This window comes from Vibrio sp. 2132-1, from assembly GCF_033344315.1.
Genome location: NZ_JAWPON010000002.1, coordinates 302,051 through 322,994, shown reverse-complemented (window position 1 = coordinate 322,994; position 20,944 = coordinate 302,051). Strand labels below are relative to the sequence as shown.

The 20,944-nt window shown below is 44.7% G+C and carries 22 protein-coding genes; 8 read left to right on the top strand and 14 right to left on the bottom strand.

Going from position 1 to position 20,944, the window contains the following annotated elements; genetic code table 11:
• Positions 1 to 5 precede the first annotated feature (5 nt).
• Complete coding sequence (ykgO, locus tag R8N47_RS03145) at positions 6 to 131, bottom strand: type B 50S ribosomal protein L36 (RefSeq protein WP_005380299.1); 126 nt, start codon at positions 129 to 131, stop codon at positions 6 to 8.
• Positions 132 to 134: 3 nt separating this feature from the next.
• Positions 135 to 395, bottom strand: coding sequence for a type B 50S ribosomal protein L31 (locus R8N47_RS03140; RefSeq protein WP_005380295.1), 261 nt, complete (start codon positions 393 to 395; stop codon positions 135 to 137).
• 123 nt (positions 396 to 518) lie between these two features.
• Here R8N47_RS03140 and tsaA point away from each other — a divergent pair, with 123 nt between their 5' ends.
• From tsaA to R8N47_RS03115, 5 genes are all read left to right on the top strand, one after another.
• Complete coding sequence (tsaA, locus tag R8N47_RS03135) at positions 519 to 1,214, top strand: tRNA (N6-threonylcarbamoyladenosine(37)-N6)-methyltransferase TrmO (RefSeq protein ID WP_064354297.1); 696 nt, start codon at positions 519 to 521, stop codon at positions 1,212 to 1,214.
• 111 nt (positions 1,215 to 1,325) lie between these two features.
• Positions 1,326 to 3,041 (top strand): proline--tRNA ligase, encoded by a 1,716-nt coding sequence (locus R8N47_RS03130; RefSeq protein WP_064354243.1) that lies wholly within the window; start codon positions 1,326 to 1,328, stop codon positions 3,039 to 3,041.
• 177 nt (positions 3,042 to 3,218) lie between these two features.
• Positions 3,219 to 3,887: a tellurite resistance TerB family protein gene (locus R8N47_RS03125; protein WP_017820764.1), complete on the top strand. Its 669-nt coding sequence runs from the start codon at positions 3,219 to 3,221 to the stop codon at positions 3,885 to 3,887.
• A gap of 111 nt (positions 3,888 to 3,998) precedes the next feature.
• Positions 3,999 to 4,205 (top strand): YaeP family protein, encoded by a 207-nt coding sequence (locus tag R8N47_RS03120; protein ID WP_064354244.1) that lies wholly within the window; start codon positions 3,999 to 4,001, stop codon positions 4,203 to 4,205.
• Positions 4,205 to 4,396: a DUF4250 domain-containing protein gene (locus R8N47_RS03115; RefSeq protein ID WP_005380289.1), complete on the top strand. Its 192-nt coding sequence runs from the start codon at positions 4,205 to 4,207 to the stop codon at positions 4,394 to 4,396. Before R8N47_RS03120 ends, R8N47_RS03115 begins: the two co-directional genes overlap by 1 nt.
• Positions 4,397 to 4,499: 103 nt before the next feature.
• On the opposite strand, the gene R8N47_RS03110 is transcribed toward R8N47_RS03115, so the two are convergent.
• Complete coding sequence (locus R8N47_RS03110; protein WP_005391763.1) at positions 4,500 to 5,864, bottom strand: sodium-dependent transporter; 1,365 nt, start codon at positions 5,862 to 5,864, stop codon at positions 4,500 to 4,502.
• A gap of 378 nt (positions 5,865 to 6,242) precedes the next feature.
• Here R8N47_RS03110 and R8N47_RS03105 point away from each other — a divergent pair, with 378 nt between their 5' ends.
• Positions 6,243 to 8,789 (top strand): Ig-like domain-containing protein, encoded by a 2,547-nt coding sequence (locus tag R8N47_RS03105; protein WP_064354245.1) that lies wholly within the window; start codon positions 6,243 to 6,245, stop codon positions 8,787 to 8,789.
• Between the two features lie 90 nt (positions 8,790 to 8,879).
• On the opposite strand, the gene R8N47_RS03100 is transcribed toward R8N47_RS03105, so the two are convergent.
• Entirely contained in the window at positions 8,880 to 9,623 is a 744-nt protein-coding gene (locus tag R8N47_RS03100; protein ID WP_005385316.1) for a YggN family protein, read from the bottom strand.
• A gap of 61 nt (positions 9,624 to 9,684) precedes the next feature.
• A complete protein-coding gene (locus R8N47_RS03095) occupies positions 9,685 to 10,164 on the bottom strand; it encodes a GreA/GreB family elongation factor (protein ID WP_053306727.1) in 480 nt (159 codons plus the stop codon).
• A gap of 76 nt (positions 10,165 to 10,240) precedes the next feature.
• On the opposite strand from R8N47_RS03095, the gene R8N47_RS03090 reads away from it, so the two are divergent.
• Positions 10,241 to 12,166: an ATP-dependent DNA helicase RecQ gene (locus R8N47_RS03090; RefSeq protein WP_064354298.1), complete on the top strand. Its 1,926-nt coding sequence runs from the start codon at positions 10,241 to 10,243 to the stop codon at positions 12,164 to 12,166.
• Here the strand turns inward: R8N47_RS03090 and dinB are convergent.
• On the bottom strand, positions 12,163 to 13,227 hold the full coding sequence (dinB, locus tag R8N47_RS03085; protein WP_025768236.1) for a DNA polymerase IV: 1,065 nt from the start codon (positions 13,225 to 13,227) through the stop codon (positions 12,163 to 12,165). The genes R8N47_RS03090 and dinB overlap by 4 nt on opposite strands.
• 76 nt (positions 13,228 to 13,303) lie before the next feature.
• Positions 13,304 to 13,537 (bottom strand): DUF2789 domain-containing protein, encoded by a 234-nt coding sequence (locus R8N47_RS03080; RefSeq protein ID WP_005380277.1) that lies wholly within the window; start codon positions 13,535 to 13,537, stop codon positions 13,304 to 13,306.
• A 187-nt stretch (positions 13,538 to 13,724) separates the two neighbouring features.
• Between R8N47_RS03080 and R8N47_RS03075 the strand changes: the two genes are divergently transcribed.
• Complete coding sequence (locus R8N47_RS03075) at positions 13,725 to 14,942, top strand: response regulator (protein ID WP_005380276.1); 1,218 nt, start codon at positions 13,725 to 13,727, stop codon at positions 14,940 to 14,942.
• 158 nt (positions 14,943 to 15,100) lie between these two features.
• Here R8N47_RS03075 and nqrM read toward each other — a convergent pair whose 3' ends face one another.
• The 7 genes from nqrM to R8N47_RS03040 form a co-directional block, all read right to left on the bottom strand.
• Positions 15,101 to 15,334, bottom strand: coding sequence for a (Na+)-NQR maturation NqrM (gene nqrM / locus R8N47_RS03070; RefSeq protein ID WP_005380273.1), 234 nt, complete (start codon positions 15,332 to 15,334; stop codon positions 15,101 to 15,103).
• A 22-nt stretch (positions 15,335 to 15,356) separates the two neighbouring features.
• Positions 15,357 to 16,361, bottom strand: a complete 1,005-nt coding sequence (locus tag R8N47_RS03065; RefSeq protein WP_005380272.1) for an FAD:protein FMN transferase — start codon at positions 16,359 to 16,361, stop codon at positions 15,357 to 15,359.
• Between the two features lie 157 nt (positions 16,362 to 16,518).
• Complete coding sequence (gene nqrF, locus R8N47_RS03060) at positions 16,519 to 17,667, bottom strand: NADH:ubiquinone reductase (Na(+)-transporting) subunit F (protein ID WP_318185845.1); 1,149 nt, start codon at positions 17,665 to 17,667, stop codon at positions 16,519 to 16,521.
• Positions 17,668 to 17,700: 33 nt separating this feature from the next.
• Positions 17,701 to 18,297: an NADH:ubiquinone reductase (Na(+)-transporting) subunit E gene (gene nqrE, locus R8N47_RS03055; protein ID WP_005380270.1), complete on the bottom strand. Its 597-nt coding sequence runs from the start codon at positions 18,295 to 18,297 to the stop codon at positions 17,701 to 17,703.
• A gap of 7 nt (positions 18,298 to 18,304) precedes the next feature.
• On the bottom strand, positions 18,305 to 18,937 hold the full coding sequence (locus R8N47_RS03050) for an NADH:ubiquinone reductase (Na(+)-transporting) subunit D (RefSeq protein ID WP_005380269.1): 633 nt from the start codon (positions 18,935 to 18,937) through the stop codon (positions 18,305 to 18,307).
• Positions 18,937 to 19,707 (bottom strand): Na(+)-translocating NADH-quinone reductase subunit C, encoded by a 771-nt coding sequence (locus R8N47_RS03045; RefSeq protein WP_005380267.1) that lies wholly within the window; start codon positions 19,705 to 19,707, stop codon positions 18,937 to 18,939. Before R8N47_RS03045 ends, R8N47_RS03050 begins: the two co-directional genes overlap by 1 nt.
• Positions 19,697 to 20,941 carry an NADH:ubiquinone reductase (Na(+)-transporting) subunit B gene (locus R8N47_RS03040; protein WP_005380265.1) on the bottom strand — a complete coding sequence of 415 codons (1,245 nt, stop codon included), beginning with the start codon at positions 20,939 to 20,941 and terminating at the stop codon, positions 19,697 to 19,699. Before R8N47_RS03040 ends, R8N47_RS03045 begins: the two co-directional genes overlap by 11 nt.
• Positions 20,942 to 20,944 lie beyond the last annotated feature (3 nt).

Here is a 20,944-nt window from a genome sequence, read left to right as displayed (position 1 = left end):
GTTGATTACTTTTGCACAGCTTTGAATCTCGGGTTCGTTTTACAAATGACATAAAGACGCCCTCTCCGTTTTACAATCTGGCAATCCGGATGACGACTTTTTGCACTTTTTAATGATTTTACTACCTTCATGATTTATTCCTTTTCGCTCTTAAATTGACCAAAACGACGGTTGAAGTTCGCAATGCGACCTTCGGTTTGTACAACGCGCTGTTTACCGGTGTAGTACGGGTGAGAAGCTGACGACACATCTAACGTAAAGTAAGGGTAAGTTTTGCCATCTTTCCATTCGATGGTTCTCTCCGTTTTCAACGTAGAACCAACGACAAAGTACTTATCTACACTGGTGTCGTGGAACACCACAGGACGATATTCAGGGTGGATTCCTGGTTTCATAATACTTTTCCTTTCAATTAAATTGTTATGTTATAACATTTTAATTAATAATCATTATCAAAAAGAAAAGCAAGAGAAATTTGTGATACTTTTCATCTCAATGAATTCTTAGAGATGTCCACCATGTATTCCATCGAACCCATCGGCGTCATTGAGACACCGTACAAAGAAAAGTTTGCAGTTCCGCGCCAACCACGCTTAGTACCAGAGGCTAAAGCACGCGTAAAACTGTTAGGTGCAGCAAATAGCCCTGAAGCAGTGCGTGGGCTAGAACAGTTCTCTCACGTTTGGTTGTTGTTTCTATTTGATCAGAATCTGGAAGCTGGTTGGAAACCAACTGTACGTCCGCCACGATTAGGCGGCAATGAACGAATTGGTGTCTTTGCCTCGCGCTCGACTTTCCGTCCAAACGGAATCGGAATGTCAGCCGTTGAAGTGAAAGGAGTCACTAAGCAAGGCGATCAAATCTATCTTGATTTAGGCAGTGTAGATCTCGTGGATGGGACACCGATTGTGGATATTAAGCCTTATATCCCCTATTCGGATTCTATTTCGGAAGCACAAGGCGGATACGCAGACCAAGAGCCAGAAAAGTCACAAGTCACCTTTTCTGCTCAAGCATTAGCAACGATAGAAAGTCGATCCGATACTGACTATGTAAGATCAGTCATTGAACAAGTTCTGGCACAAGATCCTCGCCCTGCATATAAGAAAAACAAACCGGACGACAAAGAATATGCGGTAAATTTGTTCGACTTGAACGTAAAGTTCACAGCAACAAGCAACTTAATAACGGTTACCGCTATTGAAAGCTTTTGACAAACGCAATTGGCTGATATTATAGACGGCTAACAAATTTCCCTTTCGGGAACTCCCATACTCCTGCTTATTCAAGCTTGAGTATCTAACTTAAATAAACGGATAAATTTAATGCGTACCAGTAATTATCTTCTTTCTACTCTGAAGGAGACTCCAAACGACGCAGAAGTAGTGAGCCACCAGCTCATGCTACGTGCAGGTATGATCCGTAAGCTGGCTTCAGGTTTATACACCTGGCTACCTACTGGTCTACGTGTACTGCGTAAAGTCGAAAACATCGTTCGTCAAGAAATCGACAATGCAGGCGCAGTCGAAACTTTGATGCCCGTTGTTCAGCCGTTTGAACTATGGGAAGAGACAGGCCGCAGCGAAAAGATGGGCCCTGAGCTACTTCGCTTTACTGACCGTCATGTTCGTCCGTTTGTACTTAGCCCAACCGCTGAAGAAGTGATCACTAGCCTTGTTCGCAATGAAGTGAGCTCTTACAAACAGCTTCCGCTAAACCTGTACCAAATCCAAACTAAATTTCGTGACGAACGACGCCCACGTTTTGGCGTAATGCGTTCACGTGAATTCTCAATGATGGATGCGTACAGCTTTGACATTGATAAAGACGGACTACAAAAGTCATACGACGCAATGCATGATGCTTACTGTAAAGCATTCGATCGCATGGGTCTGGATTACCGTCCTGTACTTGCAGATAGCGGTGCTATCGGTGGTAGCGGCTCTCAAGAGTTCCACGTACTGGCTGAAAGCGGCGAAGATATCATCGCATTCTCTAGCGAGTCAGATTACGCGGCAAACATTGAAAAAGCAGAAGCACTAGCTCCAGCCTCTGAGGCTGCGGCACCAACACAAGAAATGACGTTGGTTGATACGCCAAACGCGAAAACAATCGCTGAATTGGTTGAGCAGTTCGAACTACCAATTGAAAAAACAGTGAAAACACTGTTTGTGAAAGCATCTGACGAAGTTGATACGCCAATCATCGCGCTTATTATTCGTGGTGATCATGAACTGAACGAAGTGAAAGCAGAAAACCTTCCTCAGGTTGCAGCTCCACTGGAAATGGCATCTGAAGAAGAAATTCGTGCGCTTATCGGTGCAGGCCCTGGTTCACTAGGCCCTGTTGGCCTTAAACTGCCGTTCATTGTTGACCGCAGCGTTGCGGTAATGAGCGACTTCGGTGCGGGCGCGAACATCGATGGCAAACACTACTTCGGTATTAACTGGGGTCGTGATGTAGAGCTTGGTCAAGTTGAAGACCTACGTAACGTTGTGGAAGGTGACCCAAGCCCATGTGGCAAGGGCATTATCCAGCTTAAGCGTGGTATCGAAGTTGGCCATATCTTCCAACTAGGTAACGCTTACTCCGCAGCGATGAACTGTGGTGTACTGGGTCCTGATGGTAAGAACGTCATCCTAGAAATGGGTTGTTACGGTATCGGTATCACTCGCGTAGTAGCGGCTGCTATTGAACAAAACCACGACAAATACGGCATCATCTGGCCAGATGCAATCGCACCATTCCAGGTAGCGATCGTTCCAATGAACATGCACAAGTCAGAAGAAGTGAAAGAAGCCGCTGAGAAATTGTACGCTGAGCTAACGGCAATGGGCATCGAAGTGCTATTTGATGACCGTAAAGAACGCCCAGGCGTAATGTTCTCTGACATGGAGCTTATTGGTGTACCGCATACCATTATTATCGGTGACCGCTCAATGAAAGAAGGCAACTTCGAATACAAGAACCGTGCTACTGGTGAGAAAACAGCAGTCGCAATGACTGACATTGTTGAGCACGTAAAAGCTCAACTAAAGTAAGTACTCGACGAGTTCGCATTTGAAGTAATTTCAAATAGTTAAAAAGGGTTGGCTTCGGTCAGCCCTTTTTATTACAGCTCAACGCCCCCCTCCACCTTTTTCGAACTATTCACTTTGTTAATCTTTGGTTCAGCTTCTTGCTATTAAACTGATTTCATCATCTAAAGGAGGTCAGTTATGGATTTAAAAAGTCTTCTAAACCAAGCACTCAAATCAGACTTACTTAAGCAAGGTGCAGATGCATTGGGCAAACAAACCAACAACATCAAATCCTCATCAAATTCAAGTAGCCTAAAAACGCTAGGAGCAGGTGCTGTAGGCGGAGGCCTCATCGGTATGCTGATGGGCTCAAAGAAAAGTAAAAAAATGACTAAAAAAGTAGGGTCAAGCGCATTAAAAGTCGGTGGCGCAGCTGCGCTTGGAGCCTTGGCCTACAAAGTGTATAACGACTGGCAAGCCAAGCAATCCGGTCAAGGTGTTCAAGAAACCTTTGACCCCGATGACAGTAAACACAGTGTCTTAATTTTAAAAGCAATGATTGGAGCTGCAAAAGCTGATGGTCACGTTGATGAAGAGGAAATGGCGCGCATTGAACAAGCTCTCGCGGATATGGGCGCAGATGAGCACGTTCGTCACCTCGTTCAGCAAGAGTTAAACAAACCGCTTGATCCTGCTGAAATTGCTAATCAGGCGACCTCTCCTCAACAAGCGTCAGAAATTTACCTAGCGTCTTTGATCGTCGCTGATGAACAAAACTTTATGGAAAAAGCGTATCTGCAAGAACTAGCAAAACAACTTCAACTTTCACCAGAAGTCACTCAGCAGTTAGAAGCACAAATGCAGTGATTAAATCTCGCTCAAGCAAACCTTCAACTTGAGCCAAAACAACTCTGTACTTTGAGTTTCAAATCCGCTGTGTGTATATTGAGATAAGTTATCATTTAGTGGAAAGAAAACATGCAAGTATACGGCTGTTGTGAACTGGTTCGTGAGCTTTATGCTCAGATTGGTAGTGGCGATCAAGCTTATATTCCCCAAGCAATTTCATGTGCAGTTAAAGCACTGAACGATGTTGCAGCGGATGAGTCCCTGCCTAAAAAAGTGCGTGAAAAAGCGGCATTTGCTGCGGCAAACCTACTGATTTCAGATTTTGAGGATAAGTAATGAATCTAGCGAACTTTGAATCCATGGACCCTGTCATGCTGATGAGCATTGTGAATATGAAGCTACGCGATGACTTCGGAGGTGATCTGGACAAACTGGTGGCTTTCTTCGATATCGAGCGCACAGCACTGGAGACAAAACTGGCTTCTGCTGGTTTTGACTTTCTTCCAGAAGCAGGACAATTCCGTTAATCCACACCATGCTTGGCGGATAACCGAAACGAGAATAACCAATATGAAAAAGGGCTTGATGAGTTACCATCAAGCCCTTTTTTTTATTCGATAGGCGTCTCGGTTAGCCAAATGAAGCCCAGATGACTGTCGCCACAAGAATTGGACATACAAACTTCACATACGCAGGCCATAACTTACCAAACCAACCTTGCGTAAACTCCGGGCAACCTTGCTCAAGCTCTTTGATTTTTGAGTTGCGATTCCATACCCAACCACCAAATAAGCAGAATAAGAGCGCAGCGGTTGGTTGTAGATACTGAGTAGCAACCGTCGCGACCATACCAAACAGAGCGCCAAAGTTATAAACAATCACCACACTGAACAAGGCAATGAGACCACCTAAAACCCAGCTCGTTGCGCTGCGCTTAGTATTGAAGCGCTCACTCACTAAAGCCACTGGACACTCTAACATTGAAATGGAGGACGTTAGCGCCGCAATCGTCAGCAATAAGAAGAACACAATAGAGAACAATTGACCAAGCAAACCTAAGCTATCAAACATCAATGGCAATACGGTAAATACCAACGTATCAGAGCTTAATAGAGAGCCATCTTCTGCATAGATCTGAACGCCTTTTTGCATTGCCACAAACATCGCTGGCATCACCACTAATCCTGCAATGAAAGCAACGGCAGTATCTACCATGGTCACGTTCATCGCCATCTTTGGTAGGTTCTCTTTCTTACTCAAGTAAGAGCCATAAATCAGCATTGAACAGCCACCGATCGTAAGCGAGAAGAAGCCCTGCCCCATTGCAGCAAGAATCAACTTGCGGTCCCATACCTTTTCAAAATCCGGCACTAGGTAATGTTTCAGACCTTCCATCGCACCGTTTTGCGTCATGATGTAAGCAAATAGCAGAGCAAACAAAACAAACAATGCTGGCATCAAACGTGTGGACCACTTCTCAATACCTTGTTTTACGCCACCTTGTACGATGAGAATCGTCAGTACATAAAAAGTAATGGTTCCGAACAAGTTACGTTCAACACTAAAGCCCTTTAGCCATTGAGTTGCAGCTTCTAACCCCATTAGATCTGTGATTGCACCCAGTAAAAAGCAGATCAACCAACCACCAACAATTGAATAAAACGCTAAGACAGCGCTTGGTACGCTTAAACCAATCCAACCCACAATGCCGCCGAGCTTTTTACCGGCAGGGTTATCTGTGATTGCACGCATACTGTCTACAGGGTTGGCTTGACCATGGCGACCAATCGCCATTTCAACCACCAGCATCGGAAATGCGACGATAAGAATCATCACCAAATAAACTAACAGGAAAGCACCGCCACCATTACTGGCTGCTTGAGTTGGGAAGCCCCAAATATTGCCAAGGCCAACTGCGGCACCTGCGGCAGCTAAGATGAACCCGAGACGAGAGCCAAAATGCTCGCGAGGCTGAGAAGAGGTTTGCTGTGTCATACTACTCACACAAAAATATCATTGAACTAGCTAACTAGTACACTATAGCAATATTCACTATTCAACAAGAGCACCTCGGTTAAATCCTCGACAGTTGAAACAATTTGTAGTCATTCAGCTTGTAAATTTTAACGTACATCTCATATTCATCGCTCAAAAGCCTCGCGACTGTTGTTCGTTTTACGTGGCTGAATTTTACCAATCCTTCTGCCGTGAAGTGAGCCGAAAAATAATGAGCTCTGGTGTAAGGGACGAACTGTTCCTCGTGATACTGTGTCGAAAAGCAGAATATTGTGCTTCGCTTTTTCCCCCTAATGTCTATTTATCAGCTAGTTATTACTCTGTTCTCATTTATACCCATGATTCAAGGAGAGGAAAATGAAGGTCACCCTACTTCACGGAGCAATGGTTGTAGCACTCAGCGCCAGCTACCAAGCTCAAGCCTATAACTGTCAAAGTTTACCCGACTGGGACAGCACTGCGACTTATACATCGGGCGCTTTAGTAAAAACGCAAGGAGCCGCTTATGAGGCTGCATATTGGACGCAAGGCAATGATCCCGTGACCAACTCAGGATCTTGGGAAGCATGGAAAGCGTTAGGGCAATGTGATGGTGGAAGCAACAATTTATCACCAACGGTGTCGTTCTCCTCTCCAATAAACAACGCACAAATTCCCGAAGGCAGTGCGATCACTTTGTTAGCCAACGCAACTGACGAAGATGGCCAAATCACACAAATTGAGTTTGTTGCAGGCAACCAAACCGTTGCTGTGGTAACTCAAGCACCATTCGAAGCTTCTTGGACAGCTATTGAAGGGATCTCGCAATTGACCGCAATTGCGACAGATAATGAGGGAGCTGTTAGCACCACGACGATTTCTATCCAAGTTCAACCACAAGTCGAATTACCGCCACCAAGCATTTCATTGACAAGCCCAGTAGGCACAGAAGTGCTTAATGTAGGCGATAACCTAACCGTAGCCGCTCAAGCTGACGATATTGATGGTGTGGTCACACAAGTTGAGTTCTTCGTAAACAATCAATCTGTCGCCATTGATACTAGCGCACCTTACGAATATCAATGGACCGCTAGTCCAGGTACATACTCGTTCAAAGCACAAGCGACTGATGATACAAACCTCGCAACGATGAGCCAAGAAGTAGCGCTGGTTATTAGTAATTCAGAAACCGGAACGGGCGGATGTGCAGATGCAGTACCTTATGTGGCAGGCACAAGTTATCAAGCTGGCGACCTGATTTCTCACTTCAACCAAAAATATCGTTGTGATGTTGCTGGTTGGTGCTCCTCGGATGCGACATGGGCTTACGAGCCTGGTGAAGGGCTATACTGGCAAGATGCTTGGAGTGGCCTAGGTGCTTGTTCGACACCACCGCAAGTTACCATTACGGCACCAACGGATGGACAAGTCGTGCTCGCTGGCAGCAATAACGAAATCACGGCAAACGCAAGCGATGCTGATGGCACAGTCACGCAAGTTGAGTTTTTTGCGAACAACACCAGCTTAGGGGTCACCACTCAAGCGCCATATTCCGTTACTTGGAACGCCACACTTATTGGCGCTAACCAGCTTAAAGCCGTCGCAACCGATAATGATAACAACACGTCAGAGTCCCTGGTTGGTGTGGAAGTCAGCGATAAAGATTTGGTCGTCTCTCTGACTTCACCAAGCAGCGGTCAAACCGTCGGATTAGGCAAAAGTCTCGCATTAAGCGCCGATGCAACGTCTTTAACTTCAGGCATTAAACACGTTGATTTCATGATCAACGGCTCTATTGTTGCAACCGATACCACAGCACCTTACACAGCCAACTGGACACCAACTGCACTTGGTAACTTTACAGTTAGCGCCCAAGCTGTGGATTTGTCAGGAAGCAATGCACTGTCTGACGCCGCAGCAATAACGGTGGTTGAGCAAGTAGAGAAACGCCATAAACTCATCGGTTACTGGCACAATTTTGTAAATGGTGCGGGCTGTCCAATTCGTCTAGCAGATATGGCAGATGCTTGGGATGTGATTGATATTGCCTTTGCTGAAAATGATCGCAACAGTGATGGCACTGTGCACTTTAATCTATATTCAGGCGATATTTACAGCGATTGTCCAGCACTCGATCCAACACAATTCAAGCAGGACATGGCAGCGCTTCAAGCTAAAGGTAAGAAGTTTGTTCTCTCTCTTGGCGGCGCAGAAGGCACGATTACGCTGAATACCGACCAAGATGAAGCCAACTTTGTCTCTAGCCTAACAGGTCTTATCGCTGAGTGGGGCTTTGATGGTCTAGATGTGGATTTAGAGAGTGGTTCTAACTTAGTTCATGGCTCGCAAATTCAAGCTCGCCTTGGTCGTGCTTTGCTTCAAATAGAGCAAAACATGGGTGGCGATATGTACCTAACCATGGCGCCTGAGCACCCTTATGTTCAAGGTGGTTATGTGGCTTACAGCGGTATTTGGGGGGCGTACATCCCTGTGATTAACGAGACACGCAGCACGCTCGACTTGCTTCACGTCCAGTTATATAACAACGGTGGTTTGCCAAACCCATACTTGCCAAGCAGTGCACCAGAAGGCTCTGTGGATATGATGGTAGCGCAATCTAAAATGCTTATCGAAGGCTTTGAATTGGCCGACGGCACTCAATTTGCACCATTGCGCGATGATCAAGTCGCAATCGGCTTACCTTCAGGTCCTAGCTCGGCAAATTCAGGGCAGGCTCCAACACAGAATATTATCAACGCACTAGATTGTTTAACCAAAGGCACTTCATGTGGCACCGTTAAACCAGCGTACCATTACCCGAATTATGCAGGAGTAATGACATGGTCTATCAACTGGGATCAGCATGATGGCTTTAACTTCTCAAAACCTGTCGGCGATAAACTCACCGAGATGAATGCGCAATAAGCTATCAAAGAATAAGCGAGTAAAACGCAAAGAGAGCACAATAGTGCTCTCTTTCTTTATCTCATCGAGTTTTTACTTTTTAATGAGTAATTAAATCGTAAATACTCGGTAATCTTTTAGTTCAGGGATTTTCTTCAACAGATCGTCTTCTTGCCCTGCCATGTCATCCAACGAGTCACACAAGTCTTCAGCTTGTTGCTCTACCTCTTTCGAATGCTCAGCTAAACGCTCTTCTACTTTCGCGCTGAGTTCAGCCATACTCTCCGATAATGCAGTGAGGTTTATTCCCCCCTCTTCCTTCATTTTTTTCGATAAAGCATCCAACGAACTCGCTAAAAACTCTTTATTGAAGATCTCTTGTGCTTTTGCAAAGTCTTCAGTCCACCCTTGTGTCATGGACTCAAAACTTTCCGCTGGTAGAATGAAATCGCCATCTTTGTAGTAACGTGATTCAACATCAGCGAAAAAGTCCTGTACTGCGACTTTGACGTTATCAAACGCGCCAGGTGCGTCTAGGCTTTCCGCGACATCATCGATGATGTCATTTGCAAGCGCTAAACCATCACTCGCCAACTGCTTTGCTTGTGGAATATACGCGTTCATTTTTTCGCGATAGTCTTCAATTGCCGCTTTTTGGTCGGCATTGAGTTCAATCAGCTCACCTTTGATGAATAGATTGTTATCTTCATCCACGACAGCTTTATCACCTGTCGTTTGGCGAATTTCCAAGCTTTGCCCATCCATACGGACTTCATTATTGATGTCCACACGACACTGCGCTGCATAACCAGTAGCACTGACCATCAGCAATGAGAGTGTAAAAAGCTTTTTCATGTCATTCTCTTTTATTTAACATTACTCGTGTTAAACATAACACTGAGTGATACATGAGATGTCAGCAAATCGTCACAACTTCGTAACAAGTTGTTTTATCTCCTATTTTTACGTCAACCTCATCACCTTCTTCTTTTCCGAACAACGCTCGACCCAGAGGAGATTTAGCTGTTAAGACAAAGACTTCCTGAGCCTGATATTGAACAGTCAAACCACCAGAGCAAGGGCCTACAAAGAAGTGCTTTTCGATCAAATTCTCATCTGCGAGAACAACGTAAGCACCAACACCAACAGGCGCATTCTTAAAGTCGCGAGTCACTAAAGAACGATATTGACGCAATTCCTCTTCACTATCTTGGATTCGCATGGCTTGTCCATGAGCAAGATACGCGGCTTCAAGTGCCAATGTATCGTACTTGTGCTCGGGAACAGTTTCTTCATCTGTCGCGGCATCGATAGCTCGCTGAGCCGATGCATGGGCAACTTGAAGTTTTTCTTCCAGATGTTGGATGATAATTTGGACTAAGTCAGCTTTGTTCATACTTTTAGGACGCGCGTTTGGCACTCAGGGTGTGTTAATGTACCTAAGTTTACCATCAAAGAAAGGTTTCCCTATTATGCAAAGTGACTCGCTGCATCAAACACTTCAATCTGTATTTGGTTTTGGCTCATTACGCCAAGGTCAACAACCTGTTATTGAAGCCGTTATGAATGGTTACTCTGCTGCGGCAATCTTTCCTACAGGCTCGGGGAAGTCACTCTGTTATCAACTACCTGCAACCATATTACCCAACCTTACGTTGGTGATCTCTCCGTTGTTGGCGTTAATGAAGGATCAACTGAGCTTTTTACAAAGTAAAGGAATCGCTGCCGCTTCTATCGATAGCAATCAAAGTAGAGAAGAAGCACAAAAGGTCATGGCTGGCGTGAAGAATGGACAAATCAAAATCTTGATGATTTCTGTTGAGCGACTAAAAAATGAGCGTTTTCGTGAATTCATTCGCCAAGTACCGATTTCTTTGATGGTCATTGATGAAGCGCACTGTATTTCCGAATGGGGGCATAACTTTCGTCCAGATTATCTCAAACTACCGCAATATCAACGTGAACTGAACATCCCACAGTCTTTACTTCTCACCGCAACGGCAACGCCTGCAGTTATTGAAGACATGCAAAAAAAGTTCGATATTGCCAGTGAACATATTACCGTTACAGGCTTCTACCGCTCTAATCTGGATATCTCGGTGATCCCGTGTGAGGAAACAAAGAAACAAGAACAGCTCAGTGAGATCATCGCCTCTTCACCTAAGCTTCCGACCATCGTATACGTGACGCAGCAGCAAACAGCAGAACGAGTAGCAAAGTCATTAATCCATATTGGCATTAACGCTCACGCATACCACGCTGGCATGAAAAGCGACGTTCGTGAACAAATCCAACAGCAGTTCATGGATGGCCAAATTGACAGTATTGTTGCAACGATTGCATTTGGTATGGGAGTCGATAAATCTGATATTCGCCGCGTCATTCACTTCGACTTACCCAAATCAATCGAGAACTACGCACAAGAGATTGGACGTGCAGGCAGGGACGGGCAACGCTCTGAGTGTATTCTGCTAGGCAATACGTCCGGCTTAACGGTGTTGGAGAATTTTGTCTATGGTGACACACCAGAGTTTACGTCAATTAACTATGTAGTCGAGCAAGCGAAAGAACATGCTCCACAATGGGAGGTAGTGCCACTGCGTTTGTCGCGTGAAAGTAATATCCGCCAATTGCCACTCAAAACCTTATTGGTTTATTTGGAGCTACATAACGTCATTGAAGCAAAGTACAGTTACTTTGCAGAATATCGGTTTAAGTTTTTGCACAATCAGCAATTTATTGTGAATCAATTTCAAGGCGAGCGACGTCAATTTGTGGAGGCTATTTTCTCTTGCTCACAAAAAGCCAAAGTGTGGTGCCAAGTTGATCTAGAATCGCTATGGATGAACTATCAATCGGAACGCAGCCGAGTTGTCGCAGCGCTCGACTATTTTCACCAGAATGGTTGGATAGAACTAGAGAGCAAACAACTGACGGACGTGTACTCAGTTATGCCAACCAAACAGAGCTCGGATGTTTTAATCCAACAACTGTATGACCTGTTCCAATCCAAAGAAAGCAAAGATATCGAAAGAATCCACACCATGCTGCACTTGTTCCAGTCCGAGCACTGTTTGAGCTCACAATTGGCGAACTACTTTGCGGATCACGATGCACCAAAGCAATGTGGTCACTGCTCCGTGTGTCGTGGTCACGTCGCCACATTCACAGCACCAGAACCTGAAGATATTGAACAATCTCAAGTATCGATATGGGCGCAGGAGTTTATTCAGCTTTCCCCATCAGCCATCAGTAATGATGCCGTTGCTCGCTTCTTGTGCGGAATCAGCACTCCTTTGATTAGCCAGCTAAAAGCCTCAAAGCTAGCAGGTTATGGTGCAATGGCAAACGTAAGTTTTGAGCAGGTATTAACGCAGGTAGAAACGGTAAAGGCCTAAAAAAAGCTCAATTGACGCGCTTGGTCTTCGGGCTTGAGCATCACGTTCAAGCCTAAAAGGCGAATTTCCCGTCCATTTTGGCGTTTAAGAATATCTCTTAGCAAGATCTTGAAGTCCTCAAGCTCTAATTGCGGATGGATGTGCTCAATTGTTGTCAGTTGAAAGTCGGCAAATTTGACTTTAATACCTTGTTTAATAATCGACTTATCTGGGCTTGCACGCTCTAAACGTTTCTCGAGTTCAGGATAAAGTTTCTCCTCAATCACTTGCCAACATTCATCATAGGTTGCGATGTTCTGGCTGAATGTCCTTTCCACACCGACGGACTTTCTCTCGCGCTCAACAACGACTTCTCGATTATCAATTCCATGGCTTCGCTGCCATAAGGAGGCACCCTGACGACCAAACTGCCTCAACAACTCTCGATAGTCACTGTTTTTAATGTCCTCACATCGATAAAAACCGGCTTGGTGGAGCTTCTCAAGACTCACCTTCCCCACACCAGGAATGTTCTCTAGCGGAAGACTATCGATAACCTCTTGGACTTTCTCTGGCGGAATCACAAACTGACCGTTGGGCTTGTTCATGTCTGACGCGACCTTGGCAAGAAACTTTATCGGAGCAATGCCCGCCGATGCCGTCAACCCAAGTTCACTCCAGATATCGCGGCGAATTGACTCTGCGATCAACGTAGCGGAGCCACGGCAAGCTGTCGAGTCCGTGACATCGAGGTATGCTTCATCCAATGAGAGAGGTTCAATGATAGGCGTATAACGCTCAAAAATAGCACGAATCTGCTGAGAGACTTGCTTATATACATGCATTCTACCGGGCACAACCAACAAATGAGGACAGAGTTGCAGCGCGCGCGCCGTTGACATTGCACTGCGAACACCATATTTACGCGCATCATAATTACAGGTGCTAATCACTCCACGCTGCTTTTCATGTCCGCCAACAGCGAGTGCAATGCCACGGTAACTGGGGTTATCTCTCATCTCTACGGCAGCATAAAAACAATCCATATCGACATGAATAATTTTTCTAATTCGATCTGACATAGCCATCAAAGCACTGTTCAAAAAAACAGTATAAATCAAATCTACCTGAAGAGAAATGGGCGTGTTTAAGCGAACGTCAATCTCGAAGCATTACGTCCAATTGATCGACTAATTCGGCCCAATCTGCATCTTCTTCGATGGCTTGTTTTAGAAAGTTCGCCTGTGACATCGTCCAAAAGCTAGCTTCATGTAAAGGCGCAGAATCTCTTTTGTGTCGATGTTGATTAATAAAATCTTTCATTTCTTGAGGAGAGCTACCGAGGCCCAGTTGTTGAAATAGCTCAGCCATACCATGTTGATGCATTTCCATACTACTTTCTCCCTACGTTAGCTAAACATAATTATATAACTAAGACAGGAATAATGATGTGATGTTAACGGATGCGTGTCAAACATTTGAGTAGTTGTTCTACTTTTGGTTGACATGTGTTTTTTGATGGCGATAAGTTTAATTTTAGTTATCATTGATTTTAAACAATTAATTTTGGGGACTGCGCTTGAGTAATAAGATTCTGGTTGTTGAAGATAGTCGTGCATTTAAAAACTTTCTTTGCCAAACAATAAGCCAAGCTGGTTATGAGGTCATCGCAGCGGAAAGCTACGCGGAGGCAAAGAACTTGTTATCTTCAGCACAGGACCTCTTCTGTGCGGTTTTAGACTATTGTTTACCGGATGCTCAAGATGGCGAGATTATTGACCTCGTTTTGGAACATGGTCATCGTGTCATTGTTTTAACGGCTCGATTTCAAGAAGACACTCGCGAAAAGATGCTTGCAAAAGGTGTCCTCGACTATATTTTGAAAGACAGCATGGCGTCCGTTTCCTATCTATTACCACTCCTCAAGCGACTAACCAACAATCAACAACACAAATGTTTAGTCGTTGATGATTCACACACCGTAAGAAGACACATTGCCCAACTTTTGGAGCATCAATATATTCAGACGTTGGAAGCTGACAATGGGCAAAAAGCCCTAGAGCTTGTCGAGCAAAATCCAGATATCACTCTCGTTTTAACCGACCATGATATGCCCGTTAAAGATGGTATTACTATGGTGCGTGAATTACGTCGGAAGTGGGATAAAAATCAATTAGCCATTCTCGGCTTGTCGGGTAGTAACTCTAAGACCATGACGGCTAGGTTTCTAAAAGCAGGGGCCAATGACTTTTTATACAAGCCATTTAATCAAGAAGAATTTTTTTGCCGTATTCACCAACTGTTAGATATCAAAGACGCAACATCTGAACTGTTTAAAATGGCAAATCAAGATGCGCTAACGGGCTTATGGAACCGCCGCTTTCTGTTTGAGCAACCCCATGTAGAAAACGCTCAAAGAAACATCGCGATGCTTGATATCGATTTCTTTAAGCAAGTAAATGATACACACGGACATGAGGGCGGCGATGCAGTGTTAGTCATGATAGCGAATATTCTAAAAATCTATTTTCCAAATGATATTGTCGCTAGGCTTGGTGGCGAGGAGTTTTGTATTCAAGCCAGTGGCGACTATGACGGCTTTCTAACACGCTTAGAACAAATGAGACAGCGCATAGAAAAAACGCCAATAACTTATTTGGACAAAAACATTCTTGTGACCGCGAGTATTGGTGTAAGCAACATCGAGGGGGAGCTGGAACAACAAATAAAAGTGGCGGATGAGCGACTTTACATGGCCAAAGAGAACGGACGTAACCAAATCATTTCTTCGTCCTAATGACTATCAGTGTGGTCTTGCTCTGTAACATGAGAGAAAGAAACAACAAAACACGGTATTGGGCTCTTTCTCGGACATCTGAGCTTTGGTTAGCTGCCTAAAAATAAAGCTCAGCAGAACGCTGAGCTTTATCACTTTCTTAGTACGATTAACCAATACTAAGCAATTCTATCTTTTTCCCACGCCGCCAATTTCTCAGCACGCGCAGCCTCGCGCGCTTCACGTTTTTTACGCGCATCGCAGGGTTCTGGACAATTACACACTTTTTCGATGCCAACTGCCCCTAAGCCACCACAGCTACCTTTCACGACTTTCTTTTGGAAAATGTATCCGACAGCCATTGCAGTGATTACCGCGACAAACACAGCAAAGGTAATTAGAAATGTATTCATAAAAACATGCTCACTTCTGTTGTTATTTCTTCATGAATGGCTTGTATGCTTCCGAAGCCAACTCTTTAAAACCATCTTCCGTTTTCACAATCATGAAAACAGGAATATTATTTTCGTTCGCAATTGCCATGCCTTTGTCTTCACCTAGCACCATAAGACCAGTTGCAAGACCATCAGCAGTCATCGACGATTTATCTAATACCGTTACAGACACCACTTTATGATGAATTGGTTTGCCTGTTCGTGGATTAATAATATGAGAGTATCTCACACCATTACTCTCAAAGTAATTACGATAGTCACCACTTGTTGCAATTGCCATGTCGCCTGGTTCAATAATTTCTTGAATTGAACGTTCATCAACGGTCGGTTTTTCAATTGCGATACGCCAAGGCACACCTTCACGATTGACACCTTTGAGACGCATTTCACCGCCAACTTCGACCATAAAGTTCTGTACCCCTTCAGATTGAAGGTAGTCAGCAACCACGTCAACCCCCCAACCTTTCGCAATCGTCGATAGGTCGACGTACAAGTTAGGAAGGTCTTTGGACAGTGTATTACCATCAACAGATAGGTGGTGAATACCGGTATTTGCTTTGCGAGCAGCGAGTTCTTCATCGGTTGGAACTACATCTGGACGAGCTTCTGGACCAAACCCCCACAGGTTAACTAGAGGGCCGACCGTCACATCCAATGCACCTAAAGTAAGACCGTTAAGGCGAATTGCTTCTTTCACTACCGTTGCAGTTTGTGTCGAAACTGTAAATGGCTCGCTCGTTTGATGCTGATTAAAACGACTTAACTCTGAGTCGTCACGATAGGTCGACATTTGGTCATTAACCTCTTCCAATAAGCGATCAATTTCTGTCTGCATCGCTTTTGGCGTTGGAATACCATCTTGCTCGATATACTTGATGTTGTAAGAAGTCCCCATGGTAGGGCCACTTAAATGAATTTGATCGGCAGGCTGCTCACAGCCAGCCAAAATCAATAGAGAAGCAAATGCAACAAGCCACTTTTTCACTTGTTAACTCCCAATGTTGTTGAATTGATATGGGAAATAGGATCAATCCTTTCAATCCGATTACCTATATCAACTGTTGAGTATCAGTTTTATGTCTATAAAAAATAATGGCTAGCTCTCTTGGAGAGCTAGCCATAGATTCAATCACTTGGAGGAATTAACCACCGAAGTCATCTAGTAGGATGTTTTCATCCTCTACACCTAGATCTTTTAGCATGCCGATTACAGCAGCGTTCATCATAGGTGGACCACACATGTAGTATTCACAGTCTTCTGGCGCTTCGTGATCACGTAGGTAGTTCTCGTAAAGAACGTTGTGAATAAAGCCAGTGTAACCATCCCAGTTATCTTCTGGAAGTGGATCAGACAGTGCACAGTGCCATACGAAGTTGTCATTCTCAGCTTGTAGCATATCGAAGTCTTCTACGTAGAACATTTCACGCTTAGAACGTGCGCCGTACCAGAAAGACATCTTACGCTTAGAGTGCAGACGCTTAAGTTGGTCGAAGATGTGTGAGCGCATTGGAGCCATACCAGCACCACCACCAACGAATACCATTTCTGCATCTGTATCTTTCGCAAAGAACTCACCAAATGGACCAGAAATAGTACACTTGTCGCCTTCTTTTAGAGACCAGATGTACGAAGACATGATGCCTGGTGGTACGTCTGGGTTGTTCGGCGGCGGAGTTGCGATACGAACGTTAAGCATGATGATACCGTGCTCTTCTGGGTAGTTAGCCATAGAGTATGCACGAATGGTCTCTTCATTAACTTTAGACTCGTAACGGAAAAGGTTGAACTTCTCCCAGTCTTCACGGTATTCCTCAGGAATATCGTAGTCTGCGTATTTCACGTGGTGAGCAGGAGCTTCAATCTGGATGTAACCACCAGCACGGAAAGGTACTGATTCGCCATCTGGAATTTGCAGCTTAAGCTCTTTGATGAATGTCGCTTTGTTATCGTTAGAGATAACAGTACATTCCCACTTCTTAACGCCGAAGATTTCTTCAGGAAGCTCGATATCCATGTCAGTTTTCATTGCAACCTGACACGCTAGACGCTCACCTTCACGCGCCTCACCTTTAGTAATATGGTCAAGCTCGGTTGGTAGGATGTCGCCAGCACCTGCTAGAGCACTCAGTAGCTTACCACCTGGTTGTGTAACGATCGCCAGAGAAGGGTCATCGTTCACAGAAATTGTAATGTCACCTGTTGGTACAAGCTTAGACTTAGCGAAAAGAATCACTAGTACTAGTGCAAGTACGATCAGAGTAAACATCACTACACCAAGAATAATGTCCATTGACTATTCCTTAATTGTTGCGGTTTACCCGACTTACAGTTGAACACCAGAGAAAGACATAAAGCCTAACGCCATAAGACCTACAGTGATAAATGTGATACCAAGACCACGTAGACCTGGAGGTACGTCAGAGTACTTCATCTTCTCACGGATACCTGCAAGAGCAACGATTGCTAGCATCCAGCCCACACCAGAGCCGAAACCGTAAACGATCGATTCAGCAAAGTTGTAGTCACGTTGTACCATGAAAGATACACCACCGAAGATTGCACAGTTTACTGTGATCAGCGGTAGGAAGATGCCTAGCGCGTTGTACAAAGGTGGGAAGAAACGGTCTAGGACCATCTCTAGAATCTGTACAAGTGCTGCAATTACACCGATAAAGGTGATGAAGTTTAGGAAGCTAAGGTCCACGCCCTCAACTAACGCGTTCTCTCTCAGAACTAGGTTGTATACCAGGTTATTCACAGGAACAGCGATAGTCAGAACTACCACAACTGCAACACCTAGGCCGAAAGAGGTCTTAACCTTCTTAGATACGGCAAGGAAAGTACACATACCTAGGAAGAAAGACAGAGCCATGTTTTCGATGAAAATCGATTTAACTAACAGACTAATGTAATGTTCCATGACGTCCTTACTCCTTCGCTTCTACTTGTTCTGGTTTCAGAATACGGATTACCCAGATAAGGAAGCCGATTAGGAAGAATGCTGATGGTGCTAGTAGCATTAGGCCGTTAGGCTGGTACCAACCACCGTTGCTCACTAGAGGTAGAACTTCTAGACCAAATAGTTTGCCTGAGCCAAATAGCTCACGGAAGAAACCTACAGTGATAAGAACGAAGCCGTAACCTAGACCGTTACCAATACCGTCAATAAGAGATGGTACTGGCGCAGACTTCATTGCGAATGCTTCAGCACGACCCATTACGATACAGTTAGTGATAATCAGACCAACGAATACAGATAGCTGTTTAGAGATATCGTATAGGTAAGCTTTTAGCACTTGGTCTACCACGATTACTAACGATGCGATGATTGCCATCTGAACGATGATACGCACACTGTTAGGAATGTGGTTACGGATCAATGAAACAGAGAAGTTAGACAACGCAGTTACAAATGTTACCGCTAGTGTCATTACAAAAGCTGTTTCTAGTTTAGTTGTTACTGCAAGAGCAGAACATACACCAAGAACTTGTAGCGCGATTGGGTTGTTATCCAACACTGGCGCTAGGATGCTCTTTTTAACGTTTTGTGCACTAGACATTAGTTAAGTTCTCCGTCACGAACTTTTGCTAGGAAAGGACCAAAGCCCATATCACCTAACCAGAAGTCAAATGTGTGTTGAACACCATTACTAGTGAGCGTCGCTCCTGATAGGCCATCAACACCGTGCTCAGAACCTTGCGGTGCGCCGCCTTTCACGACCTTAATCGCTGGCTGGTGATCTTCATTGTACAATTTCTTGCCAATGAATTGATCGCGCCATGAAGGGTTCTCTACTTCACCACCAAGTCCAGGAGTTTCACCTTGCTCGTAGTAAGTAATAGCAGACACAGTGTTACCATCAGTTTCAACGGCTACAAAGGCATACATCATCGACCATAGTCCTTTACCGTGCATAGGCAGGATAACTTTTTGGACTTCATCTTGATCTTTTACAAGGTACACCACTGCTGTATTCGCGCGACGACGGATATCAGCTACGTCTTCTTCTGGTGTCAATGCGATTGAACGTTCTGCATCTTTTGATGCTTCACGTTGATCGTACGTAGATGCATTACCCTCAGTAAAGTTACCTGTTTCAAGGTCTACTAGACGAGGTTCGATGTACTCAGCAAATAGCTCTGGTACTTTCTTACCGTTTGCGTCAATGCCTGCAACTTCAACGATCTTTGATTGCTTATCTAGGACAGCGTTAGCTTTTTGCTTATCACGCAGACCTACTGCTGCTGTTGATACGATGATTGAACAAACAAGGCTCAACCCGATAACAACACCCAGCGTCTTTTTAATGCTGTCGTTATTACTTGCCATAGCGTGCTAGTCTCCGCTTGATGTTCTTCTCAATCACTACATGGTCGAACAGAGGTGCGAATAGGTTCGCGAATAGAATCGCCAGCATCATACCTTCTGGGTACGCTGGGTTAACTACACGGATCATCACACACATTGCACCAATCAGGATGCCGTACCACCATTTACCTTTGCTAGTAAATGACGCTGATACTGGGTCCGTTGCCATGAAGAACATACCGAATGCAAAACCACCTAGAACTAGGTGCCAGTGCCATGGCATATTAAACATTGGATTAGTGTCAGAACCGATCACGTTAAACAGAGTCGATACTGCGATCATACCGATCATCACACCCGCAATGATGCGCCATGAAGCGATTCGCATGTAAACGATCATCGCTGCACCGATCATTAGAGCTAGAGTCGATACTTCACCAATAGAGCCAGGGATGTTACCGATGAACGCGTCCATCCAAGTGATAGGAGCGCCAGTTACTGTGTTAACTAGAGCACCGTTACCACCTTGAGCCCATTGGCTAAGAGCAGTTGCACCAGAGAAGCCGTCAGCTGCAGTCCATACTACGTCACCCGAAATTTGTGCTGGGTAAGCGAAGAATAGAAATGCACGACCTGCAAGTGCAGGGTTAAGGAAGTTACGACCTGTACCACCGAAGATCTCTTTTGCTACAACAACACCAAATGTGATACCTAGTGCCGCTTGCCATAGAGGTAGCGTTGGTGGAACGATAAGTGCGAATAAGATAGAAGTTACAAAGAAACCTTCGTTAACTTCGTGTTTACGCACCATACAGAACAACACTTCCCAGAAGCCACCAACAATAAATACTGTTGCGTAGATTGGCAGGAAGTAAGTCGCACCTAGTAGCATCTTACTGCCAACACCCGCTTCCGCACCGATAGTGCCGCCAAGCATTTCTGTTAGCCAGTAGTGCCAGTTACCTGCGATAACTGTCGCTAGTTGGTCACCAGCGTACATGTGGTTAAGTGCTGCAATAGCTTGGCCACCTGCGTTGTACATACCCCAGAACATTGCTGGGAATACCGCAAACCAAACCATGATCATGATACGTTTTAGGTCAACGCTATCACGAACGTGCGAGCTTTTATTTGTTACGATACCTGGGGTGTAAAAAACTGTTGCTACAGCTTCGTACAGGGCAAACCATTTTTCGTGTTTGCCACCAGGCTCAAAATGATGCTCGATGTCTTCAAGAAACTTTTTAAGAGCCATGAA